Genomic DNA, 25,500 nt, shown 5'->3' with positions numbered 1-25,500 from the left:
CGCACGGAAACGTCAGAGGCTCCCGTTAGCGTGGCCGCGTGACCACCTCCCGTACGACCGCCAAGGCGGCCAAACCCGCCTTCATCTGCGACGCCTGCGGCCACCAGCCGCCGAAATGGCTGGGCCGTTGCCCGGAGTGCGGCGAGTGGGGTTCGGTCATCGAGTCCACGGTGACCGGTGCGGTGGTCTCGGGGCGGGTGGTCAGCTCACGCATCCCGTCCGAGCCTGCGCGGCCGATCGCCACGATCAGCGCCGCCCCCGCCCGGGCGGTGCCCACCGGCGTCAGCGAGCTCGACCGGGTGCTCGGCGGCGGTCTCGTGCCCGGCGCCGTGGTGCTGCTGGCCGGCGAGCCCGGGGTGGGCAAGTCGACGCTGCTGCTCGACGTCGCCCAGCAGTGGGCGGCGGGTGCGGGCACACCGTCGCTCGTGGTCAGCGGCGAGGAGTCGGTGAGCCAGGTGCGGCTGCGGGCCGAGCGGCTCGGCGCGCTGGACGAGCGGCTGTTCCTGGCATCCGAGAGTGACCTCGGTGCGGTGCTGGGCCATCTCGACGCGGTCCGGCCCGGGCTGCTCGTGCTCGACTCCGTCCAGACGATCTCCGCGCCGGGCACCGAGGGAGTGCCGGGCGGCGTCACCCAGGTGCGGGCGGTGACCGCGGCGCTGGTGGCGATCGCCAAGGAGCGTGGTGTCGCCACCGTGCTCGTCGGCCACGTGACGAAGGACGGCCAGGTGGCCGGTCCCCGCGTTCTCGAACACCTGGTTGACGTCGTCCTGCACTTCGAGGGGGACAAGCACTCCTCGCTGCGGCTCGTGCGCGGGGTGAAGAACCGCTTCGGCGCGGCCGACGAGGTCGGCTGCTTCGAGATGCACGAGGGCGGCATCAGCAGCCTCGCCGACCCGTCCGGCCTGTTCCTTACCCGGTATGCCGAGCCGGTGCCCGGCACCTGCGTCACGGTGGCCATGGAGGGGCGCCGGGCGCTGGTGACCGAGGTCCAGGCGCTGATCGGCGCCGAGGTCAACGGCTCGCCGCGGCGCACGGTGTCCGGGCTCGACAGTGCCCGGCTGGCCATGGTGCTGGCCGTGCTGGAACGCCGTACCCAGCGGATGAAGCTGCACGACCGGGAGGTCTTCGCCGCCACGGTGGGGGGCATCCGGGTGGTCGAACCTGCCGCCGACCTGGCCGTCGCGCTGGCCGTGGCGTCCGGCGGGCTCAACCTCGCGATGGCGCCGCACCTGGTGGCGATCGGCGAGGTGGGGCTCACCGGGGAGGTGCGCCGGGTCGGGGCGGTGGGCCGCCGGCTGGCCGAGGCGGCCCGGCTGGGCTTCAAGTTCGCGCTGGTGCCGCCCGGATGCGGCCCCGGCGGATCGGGCGGGACACCGGCCGGCATGCGGGTCGAGGAGGTGGGCGACCTGCGTACGGCGCTGCAGTGGGCGGCCACCGCGTCCGCCTCCGCGGGGGATCACCAAGAGTGACCGGCCATCACGCTACGGAGCACAAGGCGCACCGCGCCTCGTTGTGCCGGATGACAGTCCGTAGACTGTACAGGTGCCGCTCGACCGCGATGCTCCGCATGACCGCCAGGGACCCAGGCAGACGGCTGCCGGCTCACCGCTGCGCGCCGGCGTCAACGGTTCTGCAGCTCGCCCGGTCGTGCCCAGCTCGCCCGGCCTGACCGGAGGTGGCGTGATCGGCGACCCACTACGCGCCAACCTCGCGCTCATGGCCCCCGGCACCGCGCTGCGCGACGGCCTCGAACGCATCCTGCGCGGCCGCACCGGCGCGCTGATCGTGCTCGGCTACGACGCGGTCGTGGAGACGATCTGCACCGGCGGCTTCGCGCTGGACGTGGAGTTCTCCGCAACCCGGCTGCGCGAGCTGTGCAAGATGGACGGTGCCGTGGTGCTCTCCAGCGACGGCACCCGCATCGTCCGCGCCGCGGTGCACCTCATGCCCGACCCGAGCATCCCGTCGGAGGAGTCCGGCACCCGGCACCGCACCGCCGAGCGAGTGGCGAAGCAGTCCGGCTACCCGGTGATCTCGGTCAGCCAGTCGATGCACATCATCGGCCTCTACGTGAACGGCCAGCGCCACGTCCTGGACGACTCCGCCGCTATCCTGTCCCGCGCCAACCAGGCCCTCGCCACCCTGGAGCGGTACAAGCTGCGGCTCGACGAGGTCTCCGGCACCCTCTCCGCGCTGGAGATCGAGGATCTGGTGACGGTCCGCGACGCGGTTGCCGTCGTACAGCGCCTGGAGATGGTGCGCCGCATCGCCGACGAGATCTCCGGCTACGTGGTGGAACTCGGCACTGACGGCCGCCTGCTCGCCCTCCAGCTCGACGAGCTGATGGCCGGCGTGGACGCCGACCGTACCCTGGTGATCCGCGACTATCTGCCCGCCGGGCGCAAGGCGCGCACCCTCGACGAGGCGCTGGTCGAGCTGGATCTGCTCACCGCCACCGAGATGATCGACCTGGTGGCGGTCGCCAAGGCGATCGGATATCCGGGATCCTCCGACGCGCTGGACGCTGCGGTCAGCCCCCGCGGATTCCGGCTGCTGGCGAAGGTGCCGCGGCTGCCCGCCCAGATCGTGGAGCGGCTGGTGGTGCACTTCGGCAGCCTGCAGCGCCTGCTCGGCGCCACGGTCGAGGATCTGCAGACGGTCGAGGGCGTCGGGGACGCCCGTGCGCGGGGTGTCCGGGAGGGACTGTCCCGCCTCGCCGAGGCATCCATCCTCGAACGCTACGTCTGACGCGGTATCGCTGCCTGAGGCGGTAGCTCAGGCAGCGATCGTCAGGACGACCGGCGGGCCGATCTTCGTGCCCAGCCGGGCATGCACCTCGTATTGGCCCGGGTTGGGGGCGGGGCCCGCCGGCTGACCGGCCGCGCACTTGGTCGCCATGCGGCCGTTCCAGGTGACCCGGTACTCCCGCTCGGCGCCCGGTGCCAGCGTCCGCACCTCGGGCTGATTCGTGGTCGTGCAGGTGTCCGACGACCAGACCTTCTGCGCGCCCTGGTCGATGTACAGCTCCTGCGCGTCGGACCCGACCGCCCGGGCACACGGGCGATCGGAGACGTTCTTGAGCCGCAGCCGGATCTCCACGGGCACGCCCCGCTTGACCGTCGTCGCGACCGGCGCGGGCACCACCACGACCTCCGCGTCCGTACACGGGCCACCACCCGCGGCCGCGGTCACCGGCACGTTGCCGCCGTCACCGCTCGGCGTGGGCGTCAGATCGGCCGGATCCGGCAAAGACGGATCGTCGCCGGGCTCCGCGTCCGCGAACGACGGCTGCTCCTCGGGCGTGCTGGCCGACGGCGTGGGGGTCGGCGTCTGCGAAACGGCGGCCTTCGACTGCTTGTCGCCCTCGCCGCCACCCGAGCAGGACACGAACAGCACGATGATGCCGAGCAGCACTGCACCCAGCACCACGGCTCGACGCCGCCAGTAGACGGAGGGAGGAAGGGGGCCAACCGTCGTTCGCATGATGCGCCATACGGTAGTCCCGTACTGATGGCGGATCGTGCCGACGCGCCGGTGTGGGCGACACCGACTCGCGGGTAGCTCGTTAGAGATAGACCTTGCGCTGGTACACCGCGTGGGCACCGGCCACCCGATCGAGGAACAGCTTGCCCGCGCAGTGATCGATCTCGTGCTGCAGCGCGCGTGCCTCGAACGCGTCAGTGGCGAGTCGCACCGCCTCGCCCGTACCGGGCAGGACGGCCTCGACCACGATGCGCCCGGCCCGCTTCACGTCCCCGGTCAAGTCGGGCACCGACATGCAGCCCTCCCGTCCGGGCCGCCACCGGCTGGCCTCCACGACCCGCGCGTTGCACAGCACGAACGTGCCATGGGTGGTCGCTGTCTTCGGGTGCTGGGTGACGTCCACACTGAACACCTGGGCACTCACCCCCACCTGCGGGGCGGCCAGGCCCACACAGCCGGGCGAGACCCGCATGGTGGCCACCAGGTCGGCGGCGAGCTGCACGATCTCCGGGTCCGTCGGGTCGACCTCGGCGCCCGGCTGGCCGAGCACGGGTTCGGGCGCGGTGACCACCGGCAGCACGCGGCCCGTCACCCCGAGGACGTCGGGCTTCCAGTCGGCTAACGGGTCGCTCACAGGACGTCCGATTCCGCGGGGCGCAGCGTCACGTCGACGCCGAGTTCGTCGGCGGCCACGGCGAGCGCGGTGGCCAGGTCGTCCGCCACACCGGGTGGCAGGTCCACCTCGGCGACCAGTACGTACAGGGGGCCGGTCAGCCGGGTGGTGAGGTCGGTGATGTTGCCGCCCCCGGCCGCGACCACGCGGGTGACCGCGGCGACGATGCCGAGCCGGTCGGCTCCGTGCACGCTGAGCAGGTACGGCTCCCCGACCGGCTCGGTGTCCGTCTCCGGTGGCACGGACCGCACCGTGGCCAGCAGCCTGCCGTCCGCGCTGATCGGCTTCAGCGCCTTCTCCACCGCCTCGACGGTCGGCCCGGTGCAGATCAGGGTCATCGCGAAATGCCCCCGTAGCCGGGTCATGGTGGAGTCGGTCAGGTTGGCGCCGACGCCGGAGAGGGCTTCGGCGACGTCTGCGACGATGCCGGTCCGGTCCGGGCCGATGACGGTGATGGCGAGCTCGTTCACAGGACCTAGGGTAGGACCCACCATGACGCTCGCTGACGACGCCATCCAGTGGTACAACCGCAACGCCCGAGATCTGCCGTGGCGGGAGTCCGGCACCACCCCCTGGGGGGTGCTGGTGAGCGAGGTGATGCTCCAGCAGACCCCCGTGGTACGGGTGACCCCGGCCTGGCAGGCGTGGATGACCCGCTGGCCCACCCCGGCGGATCTCGTACGGGATCCCCCGTCCGAGGCGATCCGCATGTGGGGACGTCTCGGCTACCCGCGGCGGGCCATGCGGTTGCACGCGTGCGCGGTGGCGATGGTCGAGCGGCACGGCGGCCGGGTGCCGGATGACCTGACCGAACTGCTGGCGCTGCCGGGCATCGGCACGTACACGGCCCGGGCGGTGGCGACGTTCGCCTACGGGCAGCGGCACCCGGTGGTGGACACGAACGTGCGCCGGGTGGTGGCCCGGGCGGTGGAGGGCGCGCCCGACGCGGGTCCGGCTACCACCGCCGCGGACCTGACCGCGATGGCGGAGCTGCTGCCCGACGCGCCGGAGCAGGCGGCCCTGGCCAGCATCGCCTTCATGGAGCTGGGTGCGATCGTGTGCACCGCCCGTTCGCCGCGCTGCCCCGAGTGCCCGTTCGCTGAGGTCTGCGCGTGGCGGCTGAACGGCGCCCCGGCGGCGTCCGGCCCGGCCCGCCGCCCCCAGCGGTACGCCGGAACCGACCGTCAGGTGCGCGGCCTGCTGCTGGAGGTGCTGCGGCACGCCCCCGGCCCGGTACCCCGCCAGCGGCTGGACGCGGTGTGGACGGACGAGGTGCAGCGGGCGCGGGCCCTGGCCGGCCTCGTCGACGACGGTCTGGTGGAAGCGCTGGGGACGGACGCGGACCGGTTCGTGCTGGCCGGGGACGCAGACCGGCTGGACGTCCAGCAACTCTGAGGCGCGACTCACGGCGCCGGGAACGCGCAACGGCCCGGCACCTCACGGTGCCGGGCCGTTGTTCACAGCGGGCTGATCACTCCTCGGCGGCGGCCGCCCCGAGGTCGGCGGGGACGGCGTCCGGGACGACAGCGCCCCGGTCGGCGCCGGAGAAGGTCAGCTTGGACTTCTCCACCTGGGCCGGGTCGCCCTCGCAGTCCACGACGACGATCTGGCCGGGGCGCAGCTCGTTGAAGAGGATCTGCTCGGACAGGGTGTCCTCCAGGTCCCGCTGGATCGTCCGGCGCAGCGGCCGGGCGCCCAGGACCGGGTCGAAGCCCTTGTTCGCCAGGTACTTCTTCGCGTTCTCTGTCAGTTCGAGGCCCATGTCCTTGTTCCGGAGCTGGGTCTCGATCCGCGAGGTGAAGATGTCGACGATCTGCAGGATCTCCTGCTGGCGCAGCTGGTGGAAGACGATCGTGTCGTCGATACGGTTGAGGAACTCCGGGCGGAAGTGCTGCTTCAGCTCGTCGTTGACCTTCTGCTTCATCCGCTCGTAGTTGCTCTCCTCGGCCTCGGAGGCCTGGAAGCCGAGCGACACCGCCTTGGCCACGTCGCGCGTGCCCAGGTTGGTGGTCAGGATGATCACCGTGTTCTTGAAGTCCACGATGCGGCCCTGGCCGTCGGTCAGGCGACCGTCCTCCAGGATCTGCAGGAGCGTGTTGAAGACGTCCGGGTGGGCCTTCTCGATCTCGTCGAAGAGGACCACGGAGAACGGCTTGCGGCGCACCTTCTCGGTGAGCTGGCCGCCCTCGTCGTAGCCCACGTAGCCGGGAGGGGCACCGACGAGGCGGGACACCGTGTACCGGTCGTGGAACTCGGACATGTCGAGCTGGATCAGCGCGTCCTCGGAGCCGAACAGGAACTCGGCGAGCGCCTTGGACAGCTCGGTCTTACCGACACCGGACGGGCCGGCGAAGATGAACGAGCCGGACGGCCGCTTCGGGTCCTTGAGCCCGGCGCGGGTACGCCGGATCGCCTTGGACACCGCCTGCACCGCGTCCTCCTGGCCGATGACCCGCTTGTGCAGCTCATCCTCCATGCGCAGCAGCCGGGAGGTCTCCTCCTCGGTCAGCTTGTAGACCGGGATGCCGGTCCAGTTGCCGAGGACCTCGGCGATCTGCTCGTCGTCGACCTCGGACACGACGTCGAGGTCGCCGGCCTTCCACTCCTTCTCCCGCTGCGCCTTCTGGCCGAGCAGCTGCTTCTCCTTGTCGCGCAGCTGGGCGGCCCGTTCGAAGTCCTGCGCGTCGATCGCGGACTCCTTGTCGCGACGCACCTGGGCGATGCGCTCGTCGAAGTCGCGCAGGTCCGGCGGCGCGGTCATCCGGCGGATGCGCATCCGGGCGCCGGCCTCGTCGATCAGGTCGATCGCCTTGTCCGGCAGGAACCGGTCCGAGATGTACCGGTCGGCCAGCGTCGCCGCGGCGACCAGGGCCGCGTCGGTGATGCTGATCCGGTGGTGCGCCTCGTAGCGGTCGCGCAGGCCCTTGAGGATCTCGATGGTGTGCGCCAGGGACGGCTCGCCGACCTGGATGGGCTGGAAGCGGCGCTCCAGCGCGGCGTCCTTCTCCAGGTGCTTGCGGTATTCGTCCAGCGTGGTGGCGCCGATGGTCTGCAGCTCGCCGCGGGCCAGCATGGGCTTGAGAATGCTGGCGGCGTCGATCGCGCCCTCGGCCGCACCCGCACCGACGAGCGTGTGGATCTCGTCGATGAACAGGATGATGTCGCCGCGGGTGCGGATCTCCTTGAGCACCTTCTTGAGGCGCTCCTCGAAGTCACCGCGGTAGCGGGAACCGGCGACCAGTGCACCGAGGTCGAGCGTGTAGAGCTGCTTGTCCTTCAGCGTCTCGGGCACCTCACCCTTGACGATGGACTGCGACAGCCCCTCGACGACGGCGGTCTTGCCGACGCCCGGCTCGCCGATCAGGACAGGGTTGTTCTTGGTACGGCGGGAGAGCACCTGCATGACCCGCTCGATTTCCTTCTCCCGGCCGATGACCGGGTCGAGCTTGCCCTCGCGGGCGGCCTGCGTCAGGTTCCGGCCGAACTGGTCGAGCACCAGCGAGGTGGACGGGGCGGCCTCGCCCGCCGCCGCGCCGGCCGCGGCCGGCTCCTTGCCCTGGTAGCCCGAGAGCAGCTGGATGACCTGCTGGCGGACCCGGTTGAGGTCGGCGCCGAGCTTGACCAGCACCTGGGCGGCGACGCCCTCGCCCTCACGGATCAGGCCGAGCAGGATGTGCTCGGTGCCGATGTAGTTGTGGCCGAGCTGCAGTGCCTCGCGCAGCGACAGCTCCAGCACTTTCTTGGCGCGCGGCGTGAACGGGATGTGCCCGCTCGGCGCCTGCTGGCCCTGACCGATGATCTCTTCAACCTGCTGCCGGACGCCCTCCAGGGAGATGCCGAGGCTCTCCAGAGCCTTGGCGGCGACGCCCTCGCCCTCGTGGATCAGGCCCAGCAGGATGTGCTCGGTCCCGATGTAGTTGTGGTTGAGCATCCGGGCCTCTTCTTGGGCCAGGACGACAACCCGTCGCGCTCGGTCGGTGAACCGCTCGAACATGCCCTCGTGCTCCTCACGTGCCGTGCGCCAATGGTCTGGCGGGGCCAGCGCACGGGCATCGGTGATACCCGTGCTGTAACTCTATCGCCGCCGGATGACTCCACCGGGGCCGTCACGGCCCCTCGGCGTCTCCGGTGCGGGTGTTTTCCCCAACCTCCCACGCTCAACCGGTGTTCCCCACCCCATGGGAGTACGCGCACAGCGAAATCCCGGTGCGGAAGCCGCCCACTCAGCCTGTCCACAACCTGTGGACAACGTTGTCCACCCCTGTGGATAACCGTACGCAAGCGGCGCCGCGCGCGAGCCGAAAGCAGCAGGGTCCGCGGCGCTGTGCGCCGCGGACCCTGCGATAAGCCCACCGACTAGCGGCCGGGCCCCTTGGCGTGGAACTCGTCCACGATCTCCTGGGGGATCCGGCCGCGGTCGCTGATCTCCTTACCGGCCTTCTTCGCCCACTCGCGGATGGCCTTGTTCTGCTCGCGGTCGGCCGTGGCGCCGCCGCGCCCGCGAGCAGCCCGGCCACCGACCACGACTCCGCCACGCGCCACCTTCGAGCCCGCGGCTACGTAGGGAGCGAAGACGTCCCGCAATTTGCCGGCGTTCTTCTCCGACAGGTCGATCTCGTACTGAATGCCATCGAGGGCGAACTTGACGGTCTCGTCGGCGTCGCCACCGTCGAGGTCATCGACCAGCTTGTGAATGATCTGCTTGGCCACGCGCCGTTATCCTCCCGAACACAGGTTCGCTCCGCAGTAATAGGAGAACAATAACGCTTTGCCCGCACGATCCGTCAATCCAGGGGTGGTGATTGTCCGCGGGCGGAACCGAAATGACCCCGCCCGCGGGTCCAAAACCGCCGGGTGCTACTCGGGACGCACGAGCGGGAAGAGGATGGTTTCCCGAATCCCCAGACCGGTCAGCGCCATCAAGAGCCGGTCGATTCCCATTCCCATGCCACCCGCCGGTGGCATTCCGTACTCCATGGCGCGGAGGAAATCCTCGTCGAGGCGCATCGCCTCGGCGTCGCCCTTCGCGGCCAGCAGGGACTGCGCGACCAGGCGTTCGCGCTGCACCACCGGGTCGACCAGCTCCGAGTACGCGGTGGCCAGTTCGAAGCCCGCCACGTACAGGTCCCACTTCTCGGTCAGGCCGGGCGTCTCGCGGTGTGCCCGGGTGAGCGGGGTGGTCTCCTCCGGGTAGTCGCGCACGAACGTGGGCGCCTGCAGCGTCGGCTGGACGAGGTGCTCGAACAGCTCCTCGGCCAGCTTCCCGGCGCTCCACTTGGGGTCCACGGAGAGATCGTGCTTTTCCGCGTACCGCAGCAGTTGCGCCATATCGGTACGGATCGTCACTTCCTCGCCGAGGGCCTCGGACAGGGCGCCGAACAGCGTGACCGAACGCCACTGCCCGCCCAGGTCCAGCTCGGTGCCGTCGTGATGGGTCACCACGTGCGAACCGGCGACCGCGAACGCGGCCTCCTGAATCCACTCGCGGACCTGGTTCTGCATCACGTCGTAGTCGGCATACGCCTGGTACGCCTCGAGCATCGCGAACTCCGGCGAGTGGGTGGAGTCCATGCCCTCATTGCGGAAGTTCCGGTTGATCTCGAAGACCCGCTCGATGCCACCGACCACGCACCGCTTCAAAAAGAGTTCCGGAGCGATACGCAGATAGAGATCCGTGTCCAAAGCGTTGCTGTGCGTCACAAACGGGCGAGCAGTTGCGCCGCCGTGCAGCAACTGCAACATAGGTGTTTCCACTTCGAGATAATTGCGCGCAAAGAGCGACTCGCGAAGGCTGCGCACCACGGTCGCCCGGGTCCGCACGACGTCGCGGGCCTGCGGACGGACGATCAGGTCGACATAACGCTGCCGGACCCGCGTCTCCTCACTCAGCGGCTTGTGCGCGACCGGCAGCGGGCGCAGCGACTTGGCGGTGATCTCCCACGAGTCCGCCAGCACGGACAGCTCCCCGCGCCGGCTGGTGATCACCTCGCCGGTCACCCCGACCAGGTCGCCGAGGTCCACCAGGCGCTTCCAGTCCTCCAGCCGCTCGGCGCCCACCCGATCCAGCGAGAGCATGGCCTGCAGCTCGGTGCCGTCGCCGTCACGCAGCGTGGCGAAGCAGAGCTTGCCGCCGTTGCGTACGAAAATCACCCGGCCGGTCACCCCGACCGTGTCCCCGCTGGCCGTGTCGGTCGCCAGATCCGCATACCGCTCGCGCACCTCGGCCAGCGTCGCGGTCCGGGCGAAGCCGACCGGGTACGGCTCGGTGCCGTCGGCCAGCATGCGGTCCCGCTTGGCCCGGCGGACCCGCATCTGTTCGGGAAGGTCCTCGGCGGGGTCGACGGGGGGCTGGTTCTGCTGCTCGGTCACGGCACGGCTCTCTGTCGGGGGCGAACGGAAGTCGGGAAAAGCGTACTCAGGCCGCCTCAGACGTTCCGCTCATATACCATCCGCAGCCCGATCAGGGTGATCATCGGCTCGTGCGCGGTGATCGTCCGGCACTCGTCCTTGACCAGCCCGGCCAGGCCACCGGTGGCGATCACCGCACGCACCGAGCCCAGCTCCTCGATCATCCGCTCCACGATCCGGTCCACCTGACCCGCGAAGCCGAAGTACATGCCCGACTGCAGGCACTCGACCGTGTTCTTGCCGATCACCGAGCGCGGCGCGGCGGGCTCGACCTTGCGCAGCTGGGCCGCCCGCGCGGCGAGGGCGTCGAACGAGATCTCGATGCCCGGCGCGAACGCCCCACCCAGGAACTCGCCCTTCGCACTGATCACGTCGAAGTTCGTGGTGGTGCCGAAGTCGACAACGATCGACGGGCCGCCGTAGAGCGCGTGCGCGGCCAGGGTGTTGACCACCCGGTCGGCGCCGACCTCCTTGGGGTTGTCGATCGCCAGCTGCACGCCGGTCTTCACCCCCGGCTCGACGATCACGTTCGGCAGGTTGCCGTAGTAGCGGGCCAGCATGGTGCGCAGCGAGCGCAGCGCGGCGGGCACGGTGGAGCAGGCCGCCACACCGGTGATCTCCACGGCGTCGCCCGCCAGCAACCCGCGGAACATCAACCCCAGCTCGTCGGCCGTCGAGCGGGCATCCGTCTTGATCCGCCAGTTGTGCACCAGCTTGTCGCCGTCGAAGGTGGCCAGGACCGTGTTCGTGTTGCCGATGTCAATGCACAAGAGCACGAGCAAACCCTAAGACCTGACCATCGGGTACGGGTGCACCCGCCCCCAACCGCAACGCCACCTCAGCGGGCACGCAGGTCCAGCGCGATGTCGAGGATCGGCGACGAGTGGGTCAGACCACCCACCGAGAGGTAGTCCACCCCCGTGGCGGCGTACGCGTCGACCGTCTCCAGGGTGAGATTGCCGGTGGCTTCCAGCTCCGCCCGGTCCCCCACCGCCGCGACCACCTCACGGAGCAGGTCCGGCGTCATGTTGTCGCAGAGCAGGAAGTCGGCTCCCGCGTCGACCGCCTCCCGCGCCTCGGCCAGCGTGGTGACCTCCACCTGCACCGAGACCTCCGGGAACGCCGCCCGCACCGCCCGGTACGCCGCGGTGATGCTGCCCGCCGCCAGCTTGTGGTTGTCCTTGATCATCGCGACGTCGTAGAGGCCCATGCGCTTGTTGGTGCCGCCGCCCGCGCGGACCGCGTACTTCTCCAGGGCCCGCAGGCCCGGCGTGGTCTTGCGGGTGTCCAGCACGGTCGCCTTCGTGCCCGCCAGCACGTCCGCCCAGCGGCGGGTGTGCGTGGCGACCCCGGACATCCGGCACAGCAGGTTCAGCGCGGTGCGCTCGGCGGTGAGCAGCGCCCGGGTCGGGCCGGTGACGACGGCCAGCACGTCGCCCCGGACCACCCGGTCGCCGTCGTTCGCGACCGGCTCGAAGGTCGCCGCGCCGCCGGAGGTGACCGCGAAGACCCGGGCGGCGACGCCGAGGCCAGCCACGACGCCGGGCGCGCGGGCGACCAGCTCGGCCGTGTCCACCTGGTCGGCCGGGATCGTCGCCGCGCTGGTCACGTCCAGCGGCGGTTCCCCGAGATCCTCGGCGAGCGCGACCCTGACGATCCGCTCCACCGCCCCCGGATCCAGCCCCGCCCCCACCTCGACGAGCCCGCCCTCGCTGCGCTCGGTCATGCCCTGCTGGCCGGGCACGCCCTCGTGGCCCTCGCTGCGCTCGGTGCGCTCGGTCATGCCCTGCTGGCCGGGCACGCCCTCGTGGCCCTCGCTGCGCTCGGTGCGCTCGGTCATGCCATCTCCTCGAAGGACTGGGTCAGGGACCCGTTGCGGTCGATCGCGGTCAGCAGGTGGCCGCGCCACTCGTCGGCGGCGGTCGGGTAGTCCTCGCGCCAGTGGCAGCCGCGGGTCTCCCGCCGGGCGGTGGCTGAGGCCACCAGCGCGCTGGCGACCGTGAGCAGGTTCGTCGCCTCCCAGGCCGCGTTGCGCGGGGTGCCGCGCTGCTCGGCGAGGCGGCACAGCTCCTTGGCCGTACCGGCGAGGGAGTCGGCCGAGCGCAGGACACCGGCGCCGCGGGTCATGGCGCGCTGCAGCTCGCCGCGGATGGTCGGGGCGGCCACCCAGCCGGGTCCGCCGGGGATCGGCACGGGATCCGCCTGCGGGGGCAGGTCGCGCCCCAGCTCGTCGGCGATCCGGCGGGCGAACACCAGGCCCTCCAGCAGGGAGTTGCTGGCCAGCCGGTTCGCGCCGTGCACACCGGTGCAGGCGACCTCGCCGCAGGCGTACAGGCCGGGGATCGAGGTGCGGCCGTGCAGGTCCGTGCGGACGCCGCCGGACGCGTAGTGGGCGGCGGGGGCGACCGGGATGAGGTCGGTCGCGGGGTCGATCCCGGCCGCCCGGGTGGAGGCCACGATCGTCGGGAACCGCTGTTCCAGGAACTCCTTGCCCAGGTGCCGGGCGTCCAGGTAGACGTGGTCGGCGCCGGTCGCCCGCAGCACCCGGTGGATGCCCTTGGCGACGACGTCCCGGGGGGCCAGCTCGGCCAGTTCGTGCTGGCCGACCATGAACCGGGTGCCCGACTCGTCGACCAGGTGGGCGCCTTCCCCACGCAACGCCTCGGAGATCAGCGGGCGCTGCACAGAGGTGATGCTGGCGGTCATGAACGAGGTCGGATGGAACTGCACGAACTCCACGTCGGTGACCTCGGCGCCGGCCCGCATCGCCAGGGCCACCCCGTCGCCGGTCGAGACGGACGGGTTGGTGGTCGAGGCGTACACCTGGCCCATGCCGCCGGTGGCGAGCACGACCGCGCGGGCCAGGACGGCGCCGACGCCGTCTTCGCTGCCCTCGCCGAGCACGTGCAGGGTGACCCCGCAGGCCCGGCCGTCGGCGGCGCGCAGCAGGTCGAGCACGAGCGCGTGCTCGACCAGCCGGATCCAGGGGTCGCGGCGGACCGCCGCGTGCAAGGCGCGCTGCACCTCGGCGCCGGTGGCGTCGCCGCCCGCGTGCACGATCCGGTCCGCGCGGTGGCCGCCCTCGCGGGTCAGCATGAGCGAGCCGTCGGCGTTCCGGTCGAACGCGGCGCCCATCCGGATCAGCTCGCGGATCCGCGCCGGACCCTCCTCGACGAGGACCCGGACGGCAGCGGGATCGCAGAGCCCGACCCCGGCGATCTCTGTGTCGAACGCGTGCGCCTCGGGGGTGTCCAGCGGGCCGAGTACGGCCGCGATGCCGCCCTGGGCCCAGCGGGTGGAGCCGTCGTCGATGTTGACCTTGGTGACGACGGTGACGTGCAGACCTGCCTCGCGCAGGTGCAGTGCGGCGGTCAGGCCCGCCACGCCGGAGCCGATCACCACCACGTCGGTGGTCTCGGCCCAACCCGGGTCGGGGGCGGCGAGACAGCGCGGCAGCGCCGGGAGATCCGCTTGATGCGACATTTGCTCAGTCAACCTCGCCGGTGCGCCGCTATCGAGCCGGGGGCGACATTAGTGCTCGGAGTTACGTGGACAGGCTCGCCGTTACTTGTACAAGATCGGCAGTCCGGCGTCGCCCTTGCCCTTCACCGACGCGGTGAGCGTGGCGCCGTCCACCCACAGGTAGCAGCGCACGGCGTGATCGCCGAGCGCCCACACGTCCGCGCCGCCCGGCAGCGACACGACGCCGGTGCGGTACTGCTGGTCCGCGTCGTTGGGCACGCCCGCGTACGAGGCGATGACCGAGCGGCAGCCGTCGTGGAACTTGACCCACTGGGCGTCGGTCTTCGGGTACGCCAGGTTGCCCGCGTTCCAGACTCCGACGAACTCGGCGTTGTGCTTGGCCGTACACGTCGCGGGCGGCATGGAGTCGATCGAGCCGCTGGCGTCCAGCTTGACGGCGTAGCAGGTGAGCAGCAGTGGTGAGCCGGGCTGGGCCAGCGCCCCCTTGAGGCTGGCGCTGCGCTGGACCGCTCCGCCGCCGTCCTCGACGGAGCTGACCTCGACCAGCTCGCACCGGAACCAGCGGGCGCCGCCCGTCCACGCGGCCGCGGACGGGTGGGTGACCCCGATCCAGAGGCGGGCGTTGCGCCAGGGGCCGCCCACGTACGCCGCGGTCTTCAGGTCACAGGTGCGGTACGCCTGGCTGGCCGCCGCGGAGGCCGGTTCGGGCGGGGCGGGCGCGTCGGGGTACTGGCCGACGTACACGGTCTCGCTGCGGTGCGCCCGGGCGCAGTCGACCTGCTCGTACGCCGAGCGGGTCCCGACCGGGGCGTACGCGGCGGCGTGGCAGGTCGCCGCGGCCGGGGTGAAGCCGGTGGGTGCCGCGATCGGGGTCCAGTCGTCCGTGAGGTTGCCGTCGACGCCTTCCGGCAGGCCGCAGCCCGCGCCGAGGGCCAGCACCGCCAGACCCGCGGCCCCGAGCCCGCTCAAACGGGCACGAAGGCGGCGTCGCATGAACCCCTGCCTCCCGAACGCCACAGTTGTCCCTTTTGTCAATCATATGGCATTCATCCCGGAGGGGCATGCTCCCGCGGGCGCGCAGCACCCACTCGCCCCCGGAGCGCCCGGGGGCGTGCGAACGGCGGGTCAGGCGCGGGACAGGGTGAGGTCGCCGCGGACCAGGTCGTCGGCCATGCCGGGGACGGCGGCGGCCGGGTCGACGTCCAGCGAGATGATCCCGTTCTGCGCGTCGACGTGCACGATCCGTGGCTCGTAGGCGCGGGCCGCCTCCGTGTCCATCTGCCCGTACGAGATCAGAATGACCAGGTCGCCGGGGTGCACCAGGTGGGCGGCGGCGCCGTTGATACCGATCACGCCGGTGCCCCGCTCGCCCGGGATCACGTACGTCTCCAGGCGGGCGCCGTTTGTCACGTCCACGATCGCGACCTGTTCACCGGGAAGCAGGTCGGCCGCGTCCAGCAGGTCGGCATCCACGGTCACCGAGCCGACATAGTGCAGGTCGGCCTGGGTCACGGTGGCCCGGTGGATCTTCGACTTGAGCATCGTGCGCAGCATCATGCGGCAATCTCCAGCTGGAGCGGGACGTTGTCGATCAGGCGGGTGGTGCCGACCCGGGCTGCCACGAGCAGCCGGGCTGGTCCGTGAGCCGGGGCGGGCCCCAGCTCCGGGTCGGTGAGGGCAAGATAGTCGACCTGCACGCCCGTACTGTCGGCCAGGATCGCCGCCGCTGCAGCGAGTGCCGCCCCGGCATCCGTGTGTGCGGCGCCGGCCCGCAGCGCGCGCGACAGCGCGAGCGCGGCGGCGCGCTGCTCGGCCGAGAGGTAGCGGTTCCGGCTGGACAGCGCGAGGCCGTCCGGCTCGCGGACCGTCGGCACTCCGCGGATGTCGGCGCCGAGGTCGAGGTCGCGGACCATCCGGGTGATGAGCGCGAGCTGCTGGTAGTCCTTCTCGCCGAAGAACGCCAAGTGAGCCCGGGTCAGCAGGAGCAGCTTGCAGACCACCGTGAGCATCCCGGCGAAGTGGCCCGGGCGGCTGGCGCCCTCCAGGATCGTGCCGAGCGGGCCGGCCTCCACGGTCACCGACGGCTGACCGCCGGGATACATCTCCTCGCGGGCCGGGGCGAACACCAGGTCCACGCCCTCGGCACGGCACGCCTCCAGGTCGGCGTCGAGGGTGCGCGGGTAGCGGTCGTAGTCCTCGTTCGGGCCGAACTGCAGCGGGTTCACGAAGATCGTCACGATGACGTGGTCGGCGTTGCGGCGCGCGGTCCGCATCAGCTCGCGGTGCCCCTCGTGCAGCGCGCCCATGGTCATGACCACGGCGACCGTGCCGGGCAGCGCCTTGCGGGCCGCCTCCAGCTCGGCGCGGGTGTGCACCAGCTCCGTCACGGTGCGACCTCCTCAGTTCGTCCCGCCTCTGCACGCCATGCTGCGCCCTCCGCGGCCTCGGCGGGCGCTCCTCCTGGCGCCACGGCCTCCGCCGGCGCCGGGTCGGGCTCGTCGCTCGCCGCGTGGGCCAGCACGTCCAGCAGGGCGATCGCGTCCCGCGGGCGCAACCGGCCCGCCGCGATCGCGCGGTCCGCGGTGCGCCGGGCCAGCGCCAGGTAGGCGGGCACGGCGTCGGCCGGGATGCGGTCCAGATGCTTGTGTACGGTGCCCGCGTCGCCCCGCGACACCGGGCCGGTCAGCGCCGCGTCACCCATCCGCAGCGCGTTGTCCAGGGCGGCCTGCAGCAGCGGCGCCAGCACCGTGCCGGGCTGCCCGACCCCTGCCGCGCGGAGCAGATCGGCGGCCTCGTTGACGAGGGTGACCAGGTGGTTCGCGCCGTGTGCCAGGGCCGCGTGATACACCGGCCGGGACTCCTCCGCGACCCACTCCGGCACCCCGCCCAGATCGGTGACCAGCCGGGCGGCGAACGCGCGCAGCGGCGCCGGTGCGGTCAGGCCGTACGCGATGCCGGGCAGCCGGTCCAGGTCGGCGGGCTCGCCCGTGAAGGTCATCGCGGGGTGCAGAGCGAACCCGGCGGCCGCGCCCAGGACGGCGACACCGTGGGCGCCGGAGGTGTGCGCGACGATCTGACCCGCGGGCTGCGCGCCGGTCACCCGGAGCCCGGAGGCGACACCCGCGAGGGCGTCGTCGGGCACGGCCAGCAGCAGCAGATCGGTCGCGGCGCGGGCGACCTCGTCGGCGGGAAGTACGGCGGCCTGCGGCAACAGCCGGGCGATGCGGTCGCGGGAAGCCGCGGAGACGCCAGCGGCGGCGACCACCCGGTGGCCCGCGGCGGCCAGGGCCGCGCCCAGGACGGCGCCCACCCGTCCGGCGCCGACAACGCCGACGACCAGTGGTTCGGCCCGGTCTCGGGCGCGCGGCACTGCGCTCATGTGGGATCCAGTCCTCAGCGATTGGGGTACCGGTCGTGGAGAAGTATGCGCCGACGTAACACACCGGTGACAACCACCTGTGAACAACTGCACCCGAGCTCAACCTAGGGTGGCGGTGTGACGGGGCGGCAGGTCGGATGGCGCACGGCGATGCAGGACGCCCTGTACGGCGAATCCGGCTTCTTCACCAGCGGCGCCGCCGGACCGGCCGGGCACTTCCGGACCAGCGTGCACGCCTCGCCGCTGTTCACCGCGGCGCTGCACCGCCTGATCGGAAAGGTCGACGCCGCGCTGCGGCACCCGCCGAGGTTCGACGTCGTCGACGTGGGCGCCGGACGCGGCGAGTTGCTCACCGCGCTGCGCCCGCTGCTGGCCGAGTCCCTCGGCTCCCGTGCCCGGCTGGCCGGGGTCGAGGCGGCGCCGCGCCCGCCCGGCCTGGACTCCTCGATCGGCTGGCGGCGCGACGTCCCGGACGGGATCGTCGGGGTGCTGCTGGGCACGGAATGGCTGGACAACGTCCCGCTCGACGTCGCCGAGACCGACCGGGACGGCCGGGTACGCCGGGTCCTGGTCGAACCGGACACCGGCGCCGAGTCACTGGGCGCGCCCGTGGACGCGGCTGACGCGTTCTGGCTGGCCCGGTGGTGGCCGCTGCGGACACCCGGCGACCGGGCCGAGATCGGCTGGTCCCGCGACATCGCCTGGGCCGACGCCGTGTCGGCGGTCCGGCGCGGGTGCGCGCTCGCCGTCGACTACGGGCACGTCCGTGACGACCGGCCGGTGCTGGGCACCCTCACCGGGTTCCGGGCTGGGCGCCAGGTGCCACCCGTACCGGACGGGGGCTGCGACGTCACCGCGCACGTGGCCGTCGACGCGGTGGCCGCGGCGCCCGGCAGCCCGTACGTGCTGCTGCGGCAGCGGGCGGCGCTGCACGCCCTGGGCATATCCGCCGCCCGCCCGCCGCTGGATCAGGCGGGCAGCGACCCGGCGGGCTACCTGCGGGCGCTGAGCCGGGCCGGCGCCGCGGCGGAACTCACCGACGAGGCGGGACTCGGCGGCCACTGGTGGCTGCTGCACGGCATCGGCATCGACCCACCCCTGGCCGGCCTCCCCCCGGCCCGCCGAACGCCCCTGACCGGAAGCGGGGCCCCGGACTCGTGAGCGGAGCCGCGCCCAGCACGGGCGGGCGGGGGGTGGGCGCCTACGATCGGAGATCGTGAGCAGCGATCTGCGCGAGATGACCGTCGGGACCGGCGCCGGGCTCGACACGGCCGACATGGTGCTCAACATCGGGCCGCAGCACCCGTCCACGCACGGCGTGCTCCGGCTGCGGCTCACCGTCGACGGCGAACGCGTGGTGGCCTGCGAGCCGATCGTCGGCTACATGCACCGGGGCGCGGAGAAGCTGTTCGAGGTGCGCGACTACCGCCAGATCATCGTGCTGGCGAACCGGCACGACTGGCTGTCCGCGTTCGCCAACGAGCTGGGTGTGGTGCTGGCGGTCGAGCGGCTGATGGGCATCGAGGTGCCCGAGCGCGCGGTCTGGTTGCGGATGGTGCTGGCCGAGCTGAACCGGGTCCTCAACCACCTGATGTTCCTCGGCTCGTACCCGCTGGAGATCGGCGCGATCACCCCCATCTTCTACGCGTTCCGGGAACGGGAGACGCTGCAGACCGTGCTGGAGGAGGTCTCCGGCGGGCGCATCCACTACATGTTCAACCGGGTCGGTGGCCTGAAGGAGGAGGTGCCGGCGGGCTGGACCCGGCGGGCCCGGGAGGCCATCGCACTGGTCCGGTCGCGGATGCCGGACCTCGACCGGCTGATCCGGAACAACGACATCTTCCTCGCCCGTACCGTCGGGGTGGGGGTGCTGACCGCTGAGCAGGCGGCCGCGTACGGGGCGTCCGGGCCGGTCGCGCGGGCCAGCGGACTCGACATCGACCTGCGCCGCGACGAGCCCTATCTCGCGTACGACCAGCTGGACGTGCCCGTGGTGACCCGTACCGCGGGTGACTGCCACGCCCGGTTCGAGGTGCTGCTGGATCAGGTGTACGCCTCGCTGACCCTCGCCGAGCAGTGCCTCGACCGGGTCGACCAGTTGAGCGGGCCGGTCAACGTGCGGCTGCCGAAGGTGGTCAAGGCACCCGAGGGGCACACGTACGCGTGGACCGAGAATCCGCTCGGCATCAACGGGTACTACCTGGTGTCGCGCGGCGAGAAGACGCCGTGGCGGATGAAGCTGCGCACCGCCTCGTACGCGAACGTGCAGGCGCTGGCCACCCTGATTCCGGGCTGCCTGGTGCCGGATCTGATCGCCATCCTGGGCTCGATGTTCTTCGTGGTCGGCGACATCGACAAGTAGGCGGGCGGTGTCGGTGCCGCGCTACCAGCGGCCGCGCTGATCCCAGTGCCCGGAGGGCTGGCGCCACTCGTAGTCGTCGCCCAGCGGGTCCGAGTCGTAGGGGTCCGGTGCGGTCAGGCCGTATCCGGGATGTCCGGGCTCGGGCCCATAGTCGAACTCGTCGTCCGTGTGGTCGGGACGGCTCCGGCGCCCGGTGTAGCCGAGATCCACGGCGGTGATGTCGGCCCGGCGTTTCCCGCCGCCCTCGCCCGGGCGGTCGCCGGAGTCGCCGTGCCCGATGTCGCCGTAGCCCGTGTCGGGGTAGGGCGTGTCGTCGTAGGGCGTGTCGTCGTAGGACGGCGGGGGGACATGCGGCCCGCTCGGGGGCAGCGCGGCGATCGGCGGGTTTCTCGGCGGGCGGGCGACCGAGGGCGGGGGCACCGGGCCGCGCGGGCGCGGCAGCCCCGCCCGGGCCACGGCCGCCCCATGCGGCGCCGCGGTGCCGGTGGACGCGACTGCCCCGTGGGGCCCCGCGGCGCCGGTGGACGCGACTACCCCATGCGGCGCCGCGGCGCCGGTCGGCGCGACCGCCCCGTGCGGCCCCGCGGCGGAAACGGCGGGCGGGACCGCCCCGTGGGGCACGGCGGCGGGGACGGTGGCGCGGCCGCCCGTGGCAATGCCGGGCTCGGGGCGGACGGCGCCGCGCATCTGGCCGAGTTCGTCCTGCAGGGCCTGCACGTGGTGATGGGTGACCCGGGCCGCCGCGGCGACCTCGGCCCGCAGCTGCCCGCGCATGGTCTCGACCTCGGCGGCGACGCGGTCCTCGACCTCCATGCGCAGCAGCACCGGGTCGTCGCGGATGAGCAGTGACGCCCCGATCAGTACGACGCAGACCGCGAGGAGCAGAACCGCGGTGCGCATCGACGTGTCGCCCCCGACCAGCGCGACGATCGCCGCCACGGGGGCGAGCCCGGCACCGACCCAGACGAGAAGGCGCGGCAGCCGGGACTTGTGCCCCTCACGGTTTTCCTCCTGCGGTTCCCGGTCCGGCATGGTGGCAGATCGTACCCACCGAGGGGCCGGTACGAAACGGGCGGACGAGCCCCGGACACGCCACGACGGCGCCACCGGGACCGTCCGCCCCGTACGAGGGTCAGCCCGCGGCCAGTGCCGCGTCGGAGCTGAACACCAGGCCCACACTGATCGTGCCCTGCTTGAGGGCGGTCTTGGTGAGCGGCCCACCCGCGTCCAGCGAGGTGAACTTGCCCGCCTGGAAGTTATAGGTCTCCGCCAGCCCGGCCTGGCACTTGGGCCGCTGCGGGCATTCGGGCGGACCGCCGAGGATCGTGGCCGTCCCGGAGCACTTGCCGGCCAGGTCGGACAGCGTCGTGACCCCGTACTTGTCGGCGAAGCCCTGGGTCACCGCGAACGCGTTCTGGTCCTGAGCGGACGACGGGGCGCCGAACGTCAGGCCCACCTTGCCGCCGAGCGAGGTGAGGTTGGCCATGGTGGTGTTCAGGTCCGGCGAGGACGGATCCTTGGCGTTCTTGCCGTCCACCTTGCCGCTGAGGAACGTGGCTAGGGTGGCCGCGTACTCGGGCACCACGTCGATCTCGCCCTTCTCCAGGGCGGGCTCGTACAGTTCGCGGTTGCCGATCTGCTGGACCTTCACCGTGTAGCCGGCGGCGGTGAGCACGAGGTTGTACAGCTCGCCGAGGGTGGCGCTCTCGGCGAAGTTGGCCGCGCCGACCCGGATCGTGCCGCCCGGGCCCTTCGCGATGCCGGCGGTGAGGTTGTTCGCCGTGGCGAACTCCCGGGCGGCGGTCTTGGACGACTTGCGGTCGACGTCGACCGCCTTGTTCAGCTCGATGAGCTTGGGGGTGTCGAGCGCGGCCGACACCTTGTCGAGCGCCGCGATCAGCTGCGGCGACGACGATGCCTTGTGGACGGCGGGGACGACGTTGTCCGTGTTCTGCAGCTTCTTGTCGTCCGTGAGGACGACCAGTTTGTCCCCGGCGACCGGGGCGCACCCGGCGCCGGCGGCGGCGCTGGGCGGGGCGGCCGTGCCGGACGAGCCGGCCTGACCGCAACCGGAAAGGACGACGACCGCGGCCGCGAGGCAGCCGGTCATCGTGAGCAGGTGTCGACGCATGGTGCCGCCTTCTGTGTCCCGGCGCGGCCCGGGGCCGTGCCGCGTGTCCGACGGGCGGTTGATATCCGATGCCCGCGTGATGGTCAGCCGCACATACCCGCGTGCGGCACTTCCCATCCCACCTCGGGGGTACGACAACCTCCCGGCCCGCACGGCGGGCGTTGCCAAAGCGTTACCGGCTCCGGTCCTGCGACCGCGGAGGCACGCGGCTGTCGAACGGTCACGCGGCTGTCAAACGGTGGAGCCCCGGGGCCAGACGCGACCACGCAGCCCGCGCGGGGTGACCAGCCACTGCACCCCGGCCAGCACCGCCTCCACCGTCAGCGCCAGCGCCGCCACCACCAGGCCGCCCGCGACGATCTGCCCGCCGCCACCGTTGCTCATGCCGATGCCGAACCCGGCACTGATGATCTGCCCGAGCCCGCCGCCGTTCACGAACGCGGCCAGCGCGGCCGTGGCCACCACCTGCACCGCCGCCGTCCGCAACCCGGCCGCCAGGTACGGCACCGCCAGCGGCAACTCCACCTGCCGCAGCAGCTGCCCACCGGACAGGCCCATCCCGCGCGCCGCGTCCCTGATCCCCGGATCCACCTCCCGCACCCCGGTGTACGCGTTGGCCAGCAGCGGCGGGATCGCGAACACCGCGAGCGCGACCACGATCGGCAGCCGCCCGAAGCCGAGCGGGGTCAGCGGCAGGATGGTCAGCAGCGCCAGGGTCGGGATGGCCAGCGTGAGGTTGGCCAGGGTGATGACCGGCCCGCCGCCCTTGCCGCGATGGCCCAGCCAGACGCCCAGCGGCCAGCCGATCAGGCAGCCCAGCAGCACCGCCCACGCGCTGATCACGAGATGCTCGCGCAGCCGGTCGAGCAGGCCACCGGGGTTGGTCCAGTTGAGCGGGTCGTTGAGCCAGACCAGGCCGTCGGAGAGGTAGTTCACGCCCGGCGCCCCCGGGTCCACGGGGTGAGCAGTCGGCCCAGCCCGGCCAGCAGCAGGTCCAGCACCAGCGCCAGGACCACGCAGAGCACCGTTCCGGTGATGATCTCGGCCCGGTAGAAGTTGTGGTTGAAGCCGCCGAGGATCAGGTCGCCGAGGCCGCCGTTGCCGATCAGGGCCCCGATCGTCACCAGCGCCACGGTCGACACCGTGGCCAGGCGGAGCCCGGTGAGCAGCGCGGGCAGGGCCAGCGGCAGCTCGATGTGCCAGAGGCGGCTCAGCCGGCCGTACCCCATCCCGGCGGCCGCGTCGCGCACCGCCGGCGGCACCTGCACGAGCCCGGCCAGGGTGTTGCGGACCAGCACGAGCAGGGCGTACAGGACGAGCGCGATGAGCACGGAGAGATCCCTGGTGGTGCCCACCGCGGGCGCGACCAGCGAGAGCAGGGCGAGCGAGGGAATCGTGTACAGCACACTGGAGAGTGCGAGAATCGGCCCGGTCAGTGGCCGCCACCAGTAGGCGACCACCGCCAGCGGCACGGCCACGACCAGGGCGATGAGCACGGCACGGGCGGTGAGACCCGCATGGAACGCGAGCTTCTCCAGGATGGTGTCGGCATTCTCGTGGACGTAGGTCCAGGAGAACCACGGATTACCCGGCCGGGCGTCGGCCGGCGCGGCCAGCAGCCGAATCGGCACCGGCCCGGGCACCCAGGACAGGAAGGACACACGTGGACGCTACCCCGGACGGTCCGGGCGCCGGGCACGGCGCGGCCTCGATCACCGTGGAGCACGTGGGCAAGGTCTATCCGGACGGCACGGTCGCGGTCGGCGACCTCAGCCTGGAGGTACGCGCGGGAGAGCTGGCCGTCCTGATCGGCCCGTCCGGTTGCGGCAAGTCCACGGTGCTGCGGATGCTGAACCGGCTCGTCGAGCCGTCCAAGGGACGGATCCTGCTGGACGGCCAGGACATCGCCGAGCAGGATCCGGTGGAGCTGCGCCGCCGCATCGGGTACGTCATCCAGGACGTGGGGCTGTTCCCGCACCAGACGATCCGTACCAATGTCGGCACCGTGCCGCGGCTGCGCGGCACCGACCGCAAGCAGATCCGCGCGCGGGCCGACGAGCTGCTGGAGCTGGTCGGGCTGGACCCGGCCCGGCACGGCGACCGCTACCCGCACGAACTCTCCGGCGGCCAGCGGCAGCGGGTCGGCGTGGCCCGCGCGCTGGCGGCCGACCCGGTCGTGCTGCTCATGGACGAGCCGTTCTCGGCGGTGGACCCGATCGTGCGGGGCCGCCTGCAGGAGGAGTTCCTCCGGTTGCAGGCGGCGGTCCGCAAGACCATCGTGCTGGTCACCCACGACATCGACGAGGCGGTACGGCTGGGCGACCGGATCGCCGTGCTGGCCGAGGGCGGTCTGCTGCTGCAGTACGCGCCACCGGCCGAGGTGCTCAGCGCCCCGGCGTCCGACGCGGTGGCCCGGTTCGTGGGCACCGACCGTGGGATCCGCCGCCTCGCGGTCACCAGCCTGCGCGGCGCGATGCGCCCCCTCGCCGGGACCGAGGACGTCGAGCGACTGCCCTCTGTCGCGGACTCGGCAACGATGTACGACGCGCTGGCCGCGATGCTGACCGGCGACTCGCTCAACGTCGTGGTCACCAGCGAGGGCCGCCCGATCGGCACGGTGTCCCGTTCGGCGATCTTCGCGGCCCCCGACGGCGCGGTCCCCGACGATCAGGCCCAGGCCCCGGTCTGACGGCGTTCAGCGGGTGCCGCGGCGCCCACCCAGCGTGGCGATACCCACGATCCACCCGACGAACAGGCCGTACGTGGCCCCGTCGCCGGCCGCACGGAACGCGCCGAGCAGCGACGGGTTCGCCAGGATCAGCGTGGTGAGCAGCGCGGCGAACCCGCCCGCGAAGATGTACGCCGCCCAGCCCGCGAAGAACTGGCTGATCGTGCCGCGGGCCCGGGCCAGCTGGGAGCCGGGCAGCAGCACGAGGAACAGCGCGGTGAGGACGACGAGCAGGATCGCCTTGAGGTCAGCGGCGACGACCTCGCGGACGGAGTCGTGGGAGCTGAACCGCCAGTGCGGCCAGGCCAGCAGCCGCAGCCACCAGCCGCCGGCGGTATTGGGATCGGTGTTCTTCTCCGCCCAGTCCGCATACCACGGGCTGCCGAAGATCAGGACAAGAATGAGCGCGGCGAGGGTGCCCGCACCAGGCGCGGTTCGGTAGCGATTTCCGAGGGGCATGGACCCGTTGATTCCCAACGGATTCCCCCGCGCAAACGCACAGGCGGTAATGCCCGTGAATGTCCGCGTTCAGGCGATGTTCAGGGCTTTTGCAGGTAGTCGATGAACGCCGCGCGCAGCAGCGGCTCGTGGTCGCCGTACCCGTTGCCGTGCCCGGTCAGCTCGCGCCACAACGCGTGCGCCTCGTCGATCGTCGGCCCGACCGAGTTCGGTGCGCCGTCGAGCCCGGACGCCTCGTCGGAGTCCGGCAGATGCTTCAGGATCGACCAGAAGAACTTGACGTCGCGGCTCTCCTTGGCGCGGGCGAAGGCGCGCTCGCGCAGCTGCTCCGTCGACAGGGCGTCCAGCTCGGCGAAGGTGGCATCGGTCATGCAGTCAGCATAGGTCTCGGCCC

The 25,500-nt window shown here is 72.1% G+C and carries 25 protein-coding genes; 6 read left to right on the top strand and 19 right to left on the bottom strand.

Translation table 11 applies throughout. From position 1 onward, the window contains the following. The first annotated feature begins 38 nt into the window (after positions 1 to 38). Positions 39 to 1,469 (top strand): DNA repair protein RadA, encoded by a 1,431-nt coding sequence (gene radA / locus ACMCNN_RS01070; protein ID WP_412744300.1) that lies wholly within the window; start codon positions 39 to 41, stop codon positions 1,467 to 1,469. 139 nt (positions 1,470 to 1,608) lie between these two features. Next, on the top strand, positions 1,609 to 2,748 hold the full coding sequence (disA, locus tag ACMCNN_RS01065) for a DNA integrity scanning diadenylate cyclase DisA (RefSeq protein WP_412747007.1): 1,140 nt from the start codon (positions 1,609 to 1,611) through the stop codon (positions 2,746 to 2,748). Positions 2,749 to 2,775: 27 nt separating this feature from the next. Here disA and ACMCNN_RS01060 read toward each other — a convergent pair whose 3' ends face one another. From ACMCNN_RS01060 to ACMCNN_RS01050, 3 genes are all read right to left on the bottom strand, one after another. Further along, positions 2,776 to 3,483: an adhesin gene (locus ACMCNN_RS01060; protein ID WP_412744299.1), complete on the bottom strand. Its 708-nt coding sequence runs from the start codon at positions 3,481 to 3,483 to the stop codon at positions 2,776 to 2,778. Between the two features lie 82 nt (positions 3,484 to 3,565). Beyond that, positions 3,566 to 4,117 carry a peptide deformylase gene (locus tag ACMCNN_RS01055; RefSeq protein ID WP_412744298.1) on the bottom strand — a complete coding sequence of 184 codons (552 nt, stop codon included), beginning with the start codon at positions 4,115 to 4,117 and terminating at the stop codon, positions 3,566 to 3,568. Beyond that, on the bottom strand, positions 4,114 to 4,626 hold the full coding sequence (locus ACMCNN_RS01050; protein ID WP_412744297.1) for a glycine cleavage system protein R: 513 nt from the start codon (positions 4,624 to 4,626) through the stop codon (positions 4,114 to 4,116). Before ACMCNN_RS01050 ends, ACMCNN_RS01055 begins: the two co-directional genes overlap by 4 nt. Positions 4,627 to 4,648: 22 nt before the next feature. Between ACMCNN_RS01050 and ACMCNN_RS01045 the strand changes: the two genes are divergently transcribed. Next, positions 4,649 to 5,551: an A/G-specific adenine glycosylase gene (locus tag ACMCNN_RS01045; RefSeq protein ID WP_412744296.1), complete on the top strand. Its 903-nt coding sequence runs from the start codon at positions 4,649 to 4,651 to the stop codon at positions 5,549 to 5,551. Positions 5,552 to 5,627: 76 nt separating this feature from the next. Here ACMCNN_RS01045 and ACMCNN_RS01040 read toward each other — a convergent pair whose 3' ends face one another. The 10 genes from ACMCNN_RS01040 to ACMCNN_RS00995 form a co-directional block, all read right to left on the bottom strand. Then, positions 5,628 to 8,150 carry an ATP-dependent Clp protease ATP-binding subunit gene (locus ACMCNN_RS01040; RefSeq protein WP_412744295.1) on the bottom strand — a complete coding sequence of 841 codons (2,523 nt, stop codon included), beginning with the start codon at positions 8,148 to 8,150 and terminating at the stop codon, positions 5,628 to 5,630. Between the two features lie 362 nt (positions 8,151 to 8,512). Then, complete coding sequence (locus ACMCNN_RS01035; protein WP_412744294.1) at positions 8,513 to 8,866, bottom strand: histone-like nucleoid-structuring protein Lsr2; 354 nt, start codon at positions 8,864 to 8,866, stop codon at positions 8,513 to 8,515. Between the two features lie 147 nt (positions 8,867 to 9,013). Then, entirely contained in the window at positions 9,014 to 10,468 is a 1,455-nt protein-coding gene (gene lysS, locus ACMCNN_RS01030; protein WP_412747006.1) for a lysine--tRNA ligase, read from the bottom strand. 113 nt (positions 10,469 to 10,581) lie between these two features. Continuing rightward, a complete protein-coding gene (locus ACMCNN_RS01025) occupies positions 10,582 to 11,340 on the bottom strand; it encodes a type III pantothenate kinase (RefSeq protein WP_412744293.1) in 759 nt (252 codons plus the stop codon). A 62-nt stretch (positions 11,341 to 11,402) separates the two neighbouring features. Further along, complete coding sequence (gene nadC, locus ACMCNN_RS01020) at positions 11,403 to 12,290, bottom strand: carboxylating nicotinate-nucleotide diphosphorylase (protein ID WP_412747005.1); 888 nt, start codon at positions 12,288 to 12,290, stop codon at positions 11,403 to 11,405. Between the two features lie 110 nt (positions 12,291 to 12,400). Beyond that, positions 12,401 to 14,047 carry an L-aspartate oxidase gene (locus ACMCNN_RS01015; RefSeq protein WP_412744292.1) on the bottom strand — a complete coding sequence of 549 codons (1,647 nt, stop codon included), beginning with the start codon at positions 14,045 to 14,047 and terminating at the stop codon, positions 12,401 to 12,403. Between the two features lie 81 nt (positions 14,048 to 14,128). Then, positions 14,129 to 15,016: a septum formation family protein gene (locus ACMCNN_RS01010; protein WP_412744291.1), complete on the bottom strand. Its 888-nt coding sequence runs from the start codon at positions 15,014 to 15,016 to the stop codon at positions 14,129 to 14,131. A gap of 156 nt (positions 15,017 to 15,172) precedes the next feature. After that, the gene (gene panD / locus ACMCNN_RS01005) at positions 15,173 to 15,601 is read right to left on the bottom strand and encodes an aspartate 1-decarboxylase (RefSeq protein ID WP_412747004.1); all 429 of its coding nucleotides are present in this window, start codon (positions 15,599 to 15,601) and stop codon (positions 15,173 to 15,175) included. Then, positions 15,601 to 16,434 carry a pantoate--beta-alanine ligase gene (gene panC, locus ACMCNN_RS01000; protein WP_412744290.1) on the bottom strand — a complete coding sequence of 278 codons (834 nt, stop codon included), beginning with the start codon at positions 16,432 to 16,434 and terminating at the stop codon, positions 15,601 to 15,603. The genes panD and panC overlap by 1 nt, the downstream gene beginning before the upstream one ends. Then, positions 16,431 to 17,426 (bottom strand): Rossmann-like and DUF2520 domain-containing protein, encoded by a 996-nt coding sequence (locus ACMCNN_RS00995; RefSeq protein ID WP_412744289.1) that lies wholly within the window; start codon positions 17,424 to 17,426, stop codon positions 16,431 to 16,433. The genes panC and ACMCNN_RS00995 overlap by 4 nt, the downstream gene beginning before the upstream one ends. A 150-nt stretch (positions 17,427 to 17,576) precedes the next feature. Here ACMCNN_RS00995 and ACMCNN_RS00990 point away from each other — a divergent pair, with 150 nt between their 5' ends. Continuing rightward, positions 17,577 to 18,587 carry an SAM-dependent methyltransferase gene (locus ACMCNN_RS00990; RefSeq protein WP_412747003.1) on the top strand — a complete coding sequence of 337 codons (1,011 nt, stop codon included), beginning with the start codon at positions 17,577 to 17,579 and terminating at the stop codon, positions 18,585 to 18,587. Positions 18,588 to 18,663: 76 nt separating this feature from the next. Further along, entirely contained in the window at positions 18,664 to 19,788 is a 1,125-nt protein-coding gene (locus tag ACMCNN_RS00985) for an NADH-quinone oxidoreductase subunit D (protein WP_412747002.1), read from the top strand. 21 nt (positions 19,789 to 19,809) lie between these two features. On the opposite strand, the gene ACMCNN_RS00980 is transcribed toward ACMCNN_RS00985, so the two are convergent. The 4 genes from ACMCNN_RS00980 to ACMCNN_RS00965 form a co-directional block, all read right to left on the bottom strand. Further along, complete coding sequence (locus ACMCNN_RS00980; protein ID WP_412744288.1) at positions 19,810 to 20,820, bottom strand: hypothetical protein; 1,011 nt, start codon at positions 20,818 to 20,820, stop codon at positions 19,810 to 19,812. A 100-nt stretch (positions 20,821 to 20,920) separates the two neighbouring features. Further along, on the bottom strand, positions 20,921 to 21,919 hold the full coding sequence (locus tag ACMCNN_RS00975; protein ID WP_412744287.1) for a glycine betaine ABC transporter substrate-binding protein: 999 nt from the start codon (positions 21,917 to 21,919) through the stop codon (positions 20,921 to 20,923). A 231-nt stretch (positions 21,920 to 22,150) separates the two neighbouring features. Further along, positions 22,151 to 22,855: an ABC transporter permease gene (locus ACMCNN_RS00970; RefSeq protein ID WP_412744286.1), complete on the bottom strand. Its 705-nt coding sequence runs from the start codon at positions 22,853 to 22,855 to the stop codon at positions 22,151 to 22,153. Continuing rightward, on the bottom strand, positions 22,852 to 23,538 hold the full coding sequence (locus tag ACMCNN_RS00965; protein WP_412747001.1) for an ABC transporter permease: 687 nt from the start codon (positions 23,536 to 23,538) through the stop codon (positions 22,852 to 22,854). The genes ACMCNN_RS00970 and ACMCNN_RS00965 overlap by 4 nt, the downstream gene beginning before the upstream one ends. A 44-nt stretch (positions 23,539 to 23,582) precedes the next feature. On the opposite strand from ACMCNN_RS00965, the gene ACMCNN_RS00960 reads away from it, so the two are divergent. Beyond that, positions 23,583 to 24,608: an ABC transporter ATP-binding protein gene (locus tag ACMCNN_RS00960; RefSeq protein WP_412744285.1), complete on the top strand. Its 1,026-nt coding sequence runs from the start codon at positions 23,583 to 23,585 to the stop codon at positions 24,606 to 24,608. A 6-nt stretch (positions 24,609 to 24,614) separates the two neighbouring features. On the opposite strand, the gene ACMCNN_RS00955 is transcribed toward ACMCNN_RS00960, so the two are convergent. Together ACMCNN_RS00955 and ACMCNN_RS00950 are read right to left on the bottom strand one after the other, a co-directional pair. Continuing rightward, complete coding sequence (locus ACMCNN_RS00955; RefSeq protein WP_412744284.1) at positions 24,615 to 25,106, bottom strand: hypothetical protein; 492 nt, start codon at positions 25,104 to 25,106, stop codon at positions 24,615 to 24,617. A gap of 80 nt (positions 25,107 to 25,186) precedes the next feature. Then, positions 25,187 to 25,477, bottom strand: coding sequence for a hypothetical protein (locus ACMCNN_RS00950; RefSeq protein WP_412744283.1), 291 nt, complete (start codon positions 25,475 to 25,477; stop codon positions 25,187 to 25,189). Between the last annotated feature and the right edge of the window lie 23 nt (positions 25,478 to 25,500).

Source organism: Krasilnikovia sp. MM14-A1004 (assembly GCF_047159485.1).
GTDB lineage: Bacteria > Actinomycetota > Actinomycetes > Mycobacteriales > Micromonosporaceae > Actinoplanes.
The sequence above is the reverse complement of the archived record's forward strand: the minus strand, read 5'-3'. Positions and strand labels throughout refer to the sequence as shown.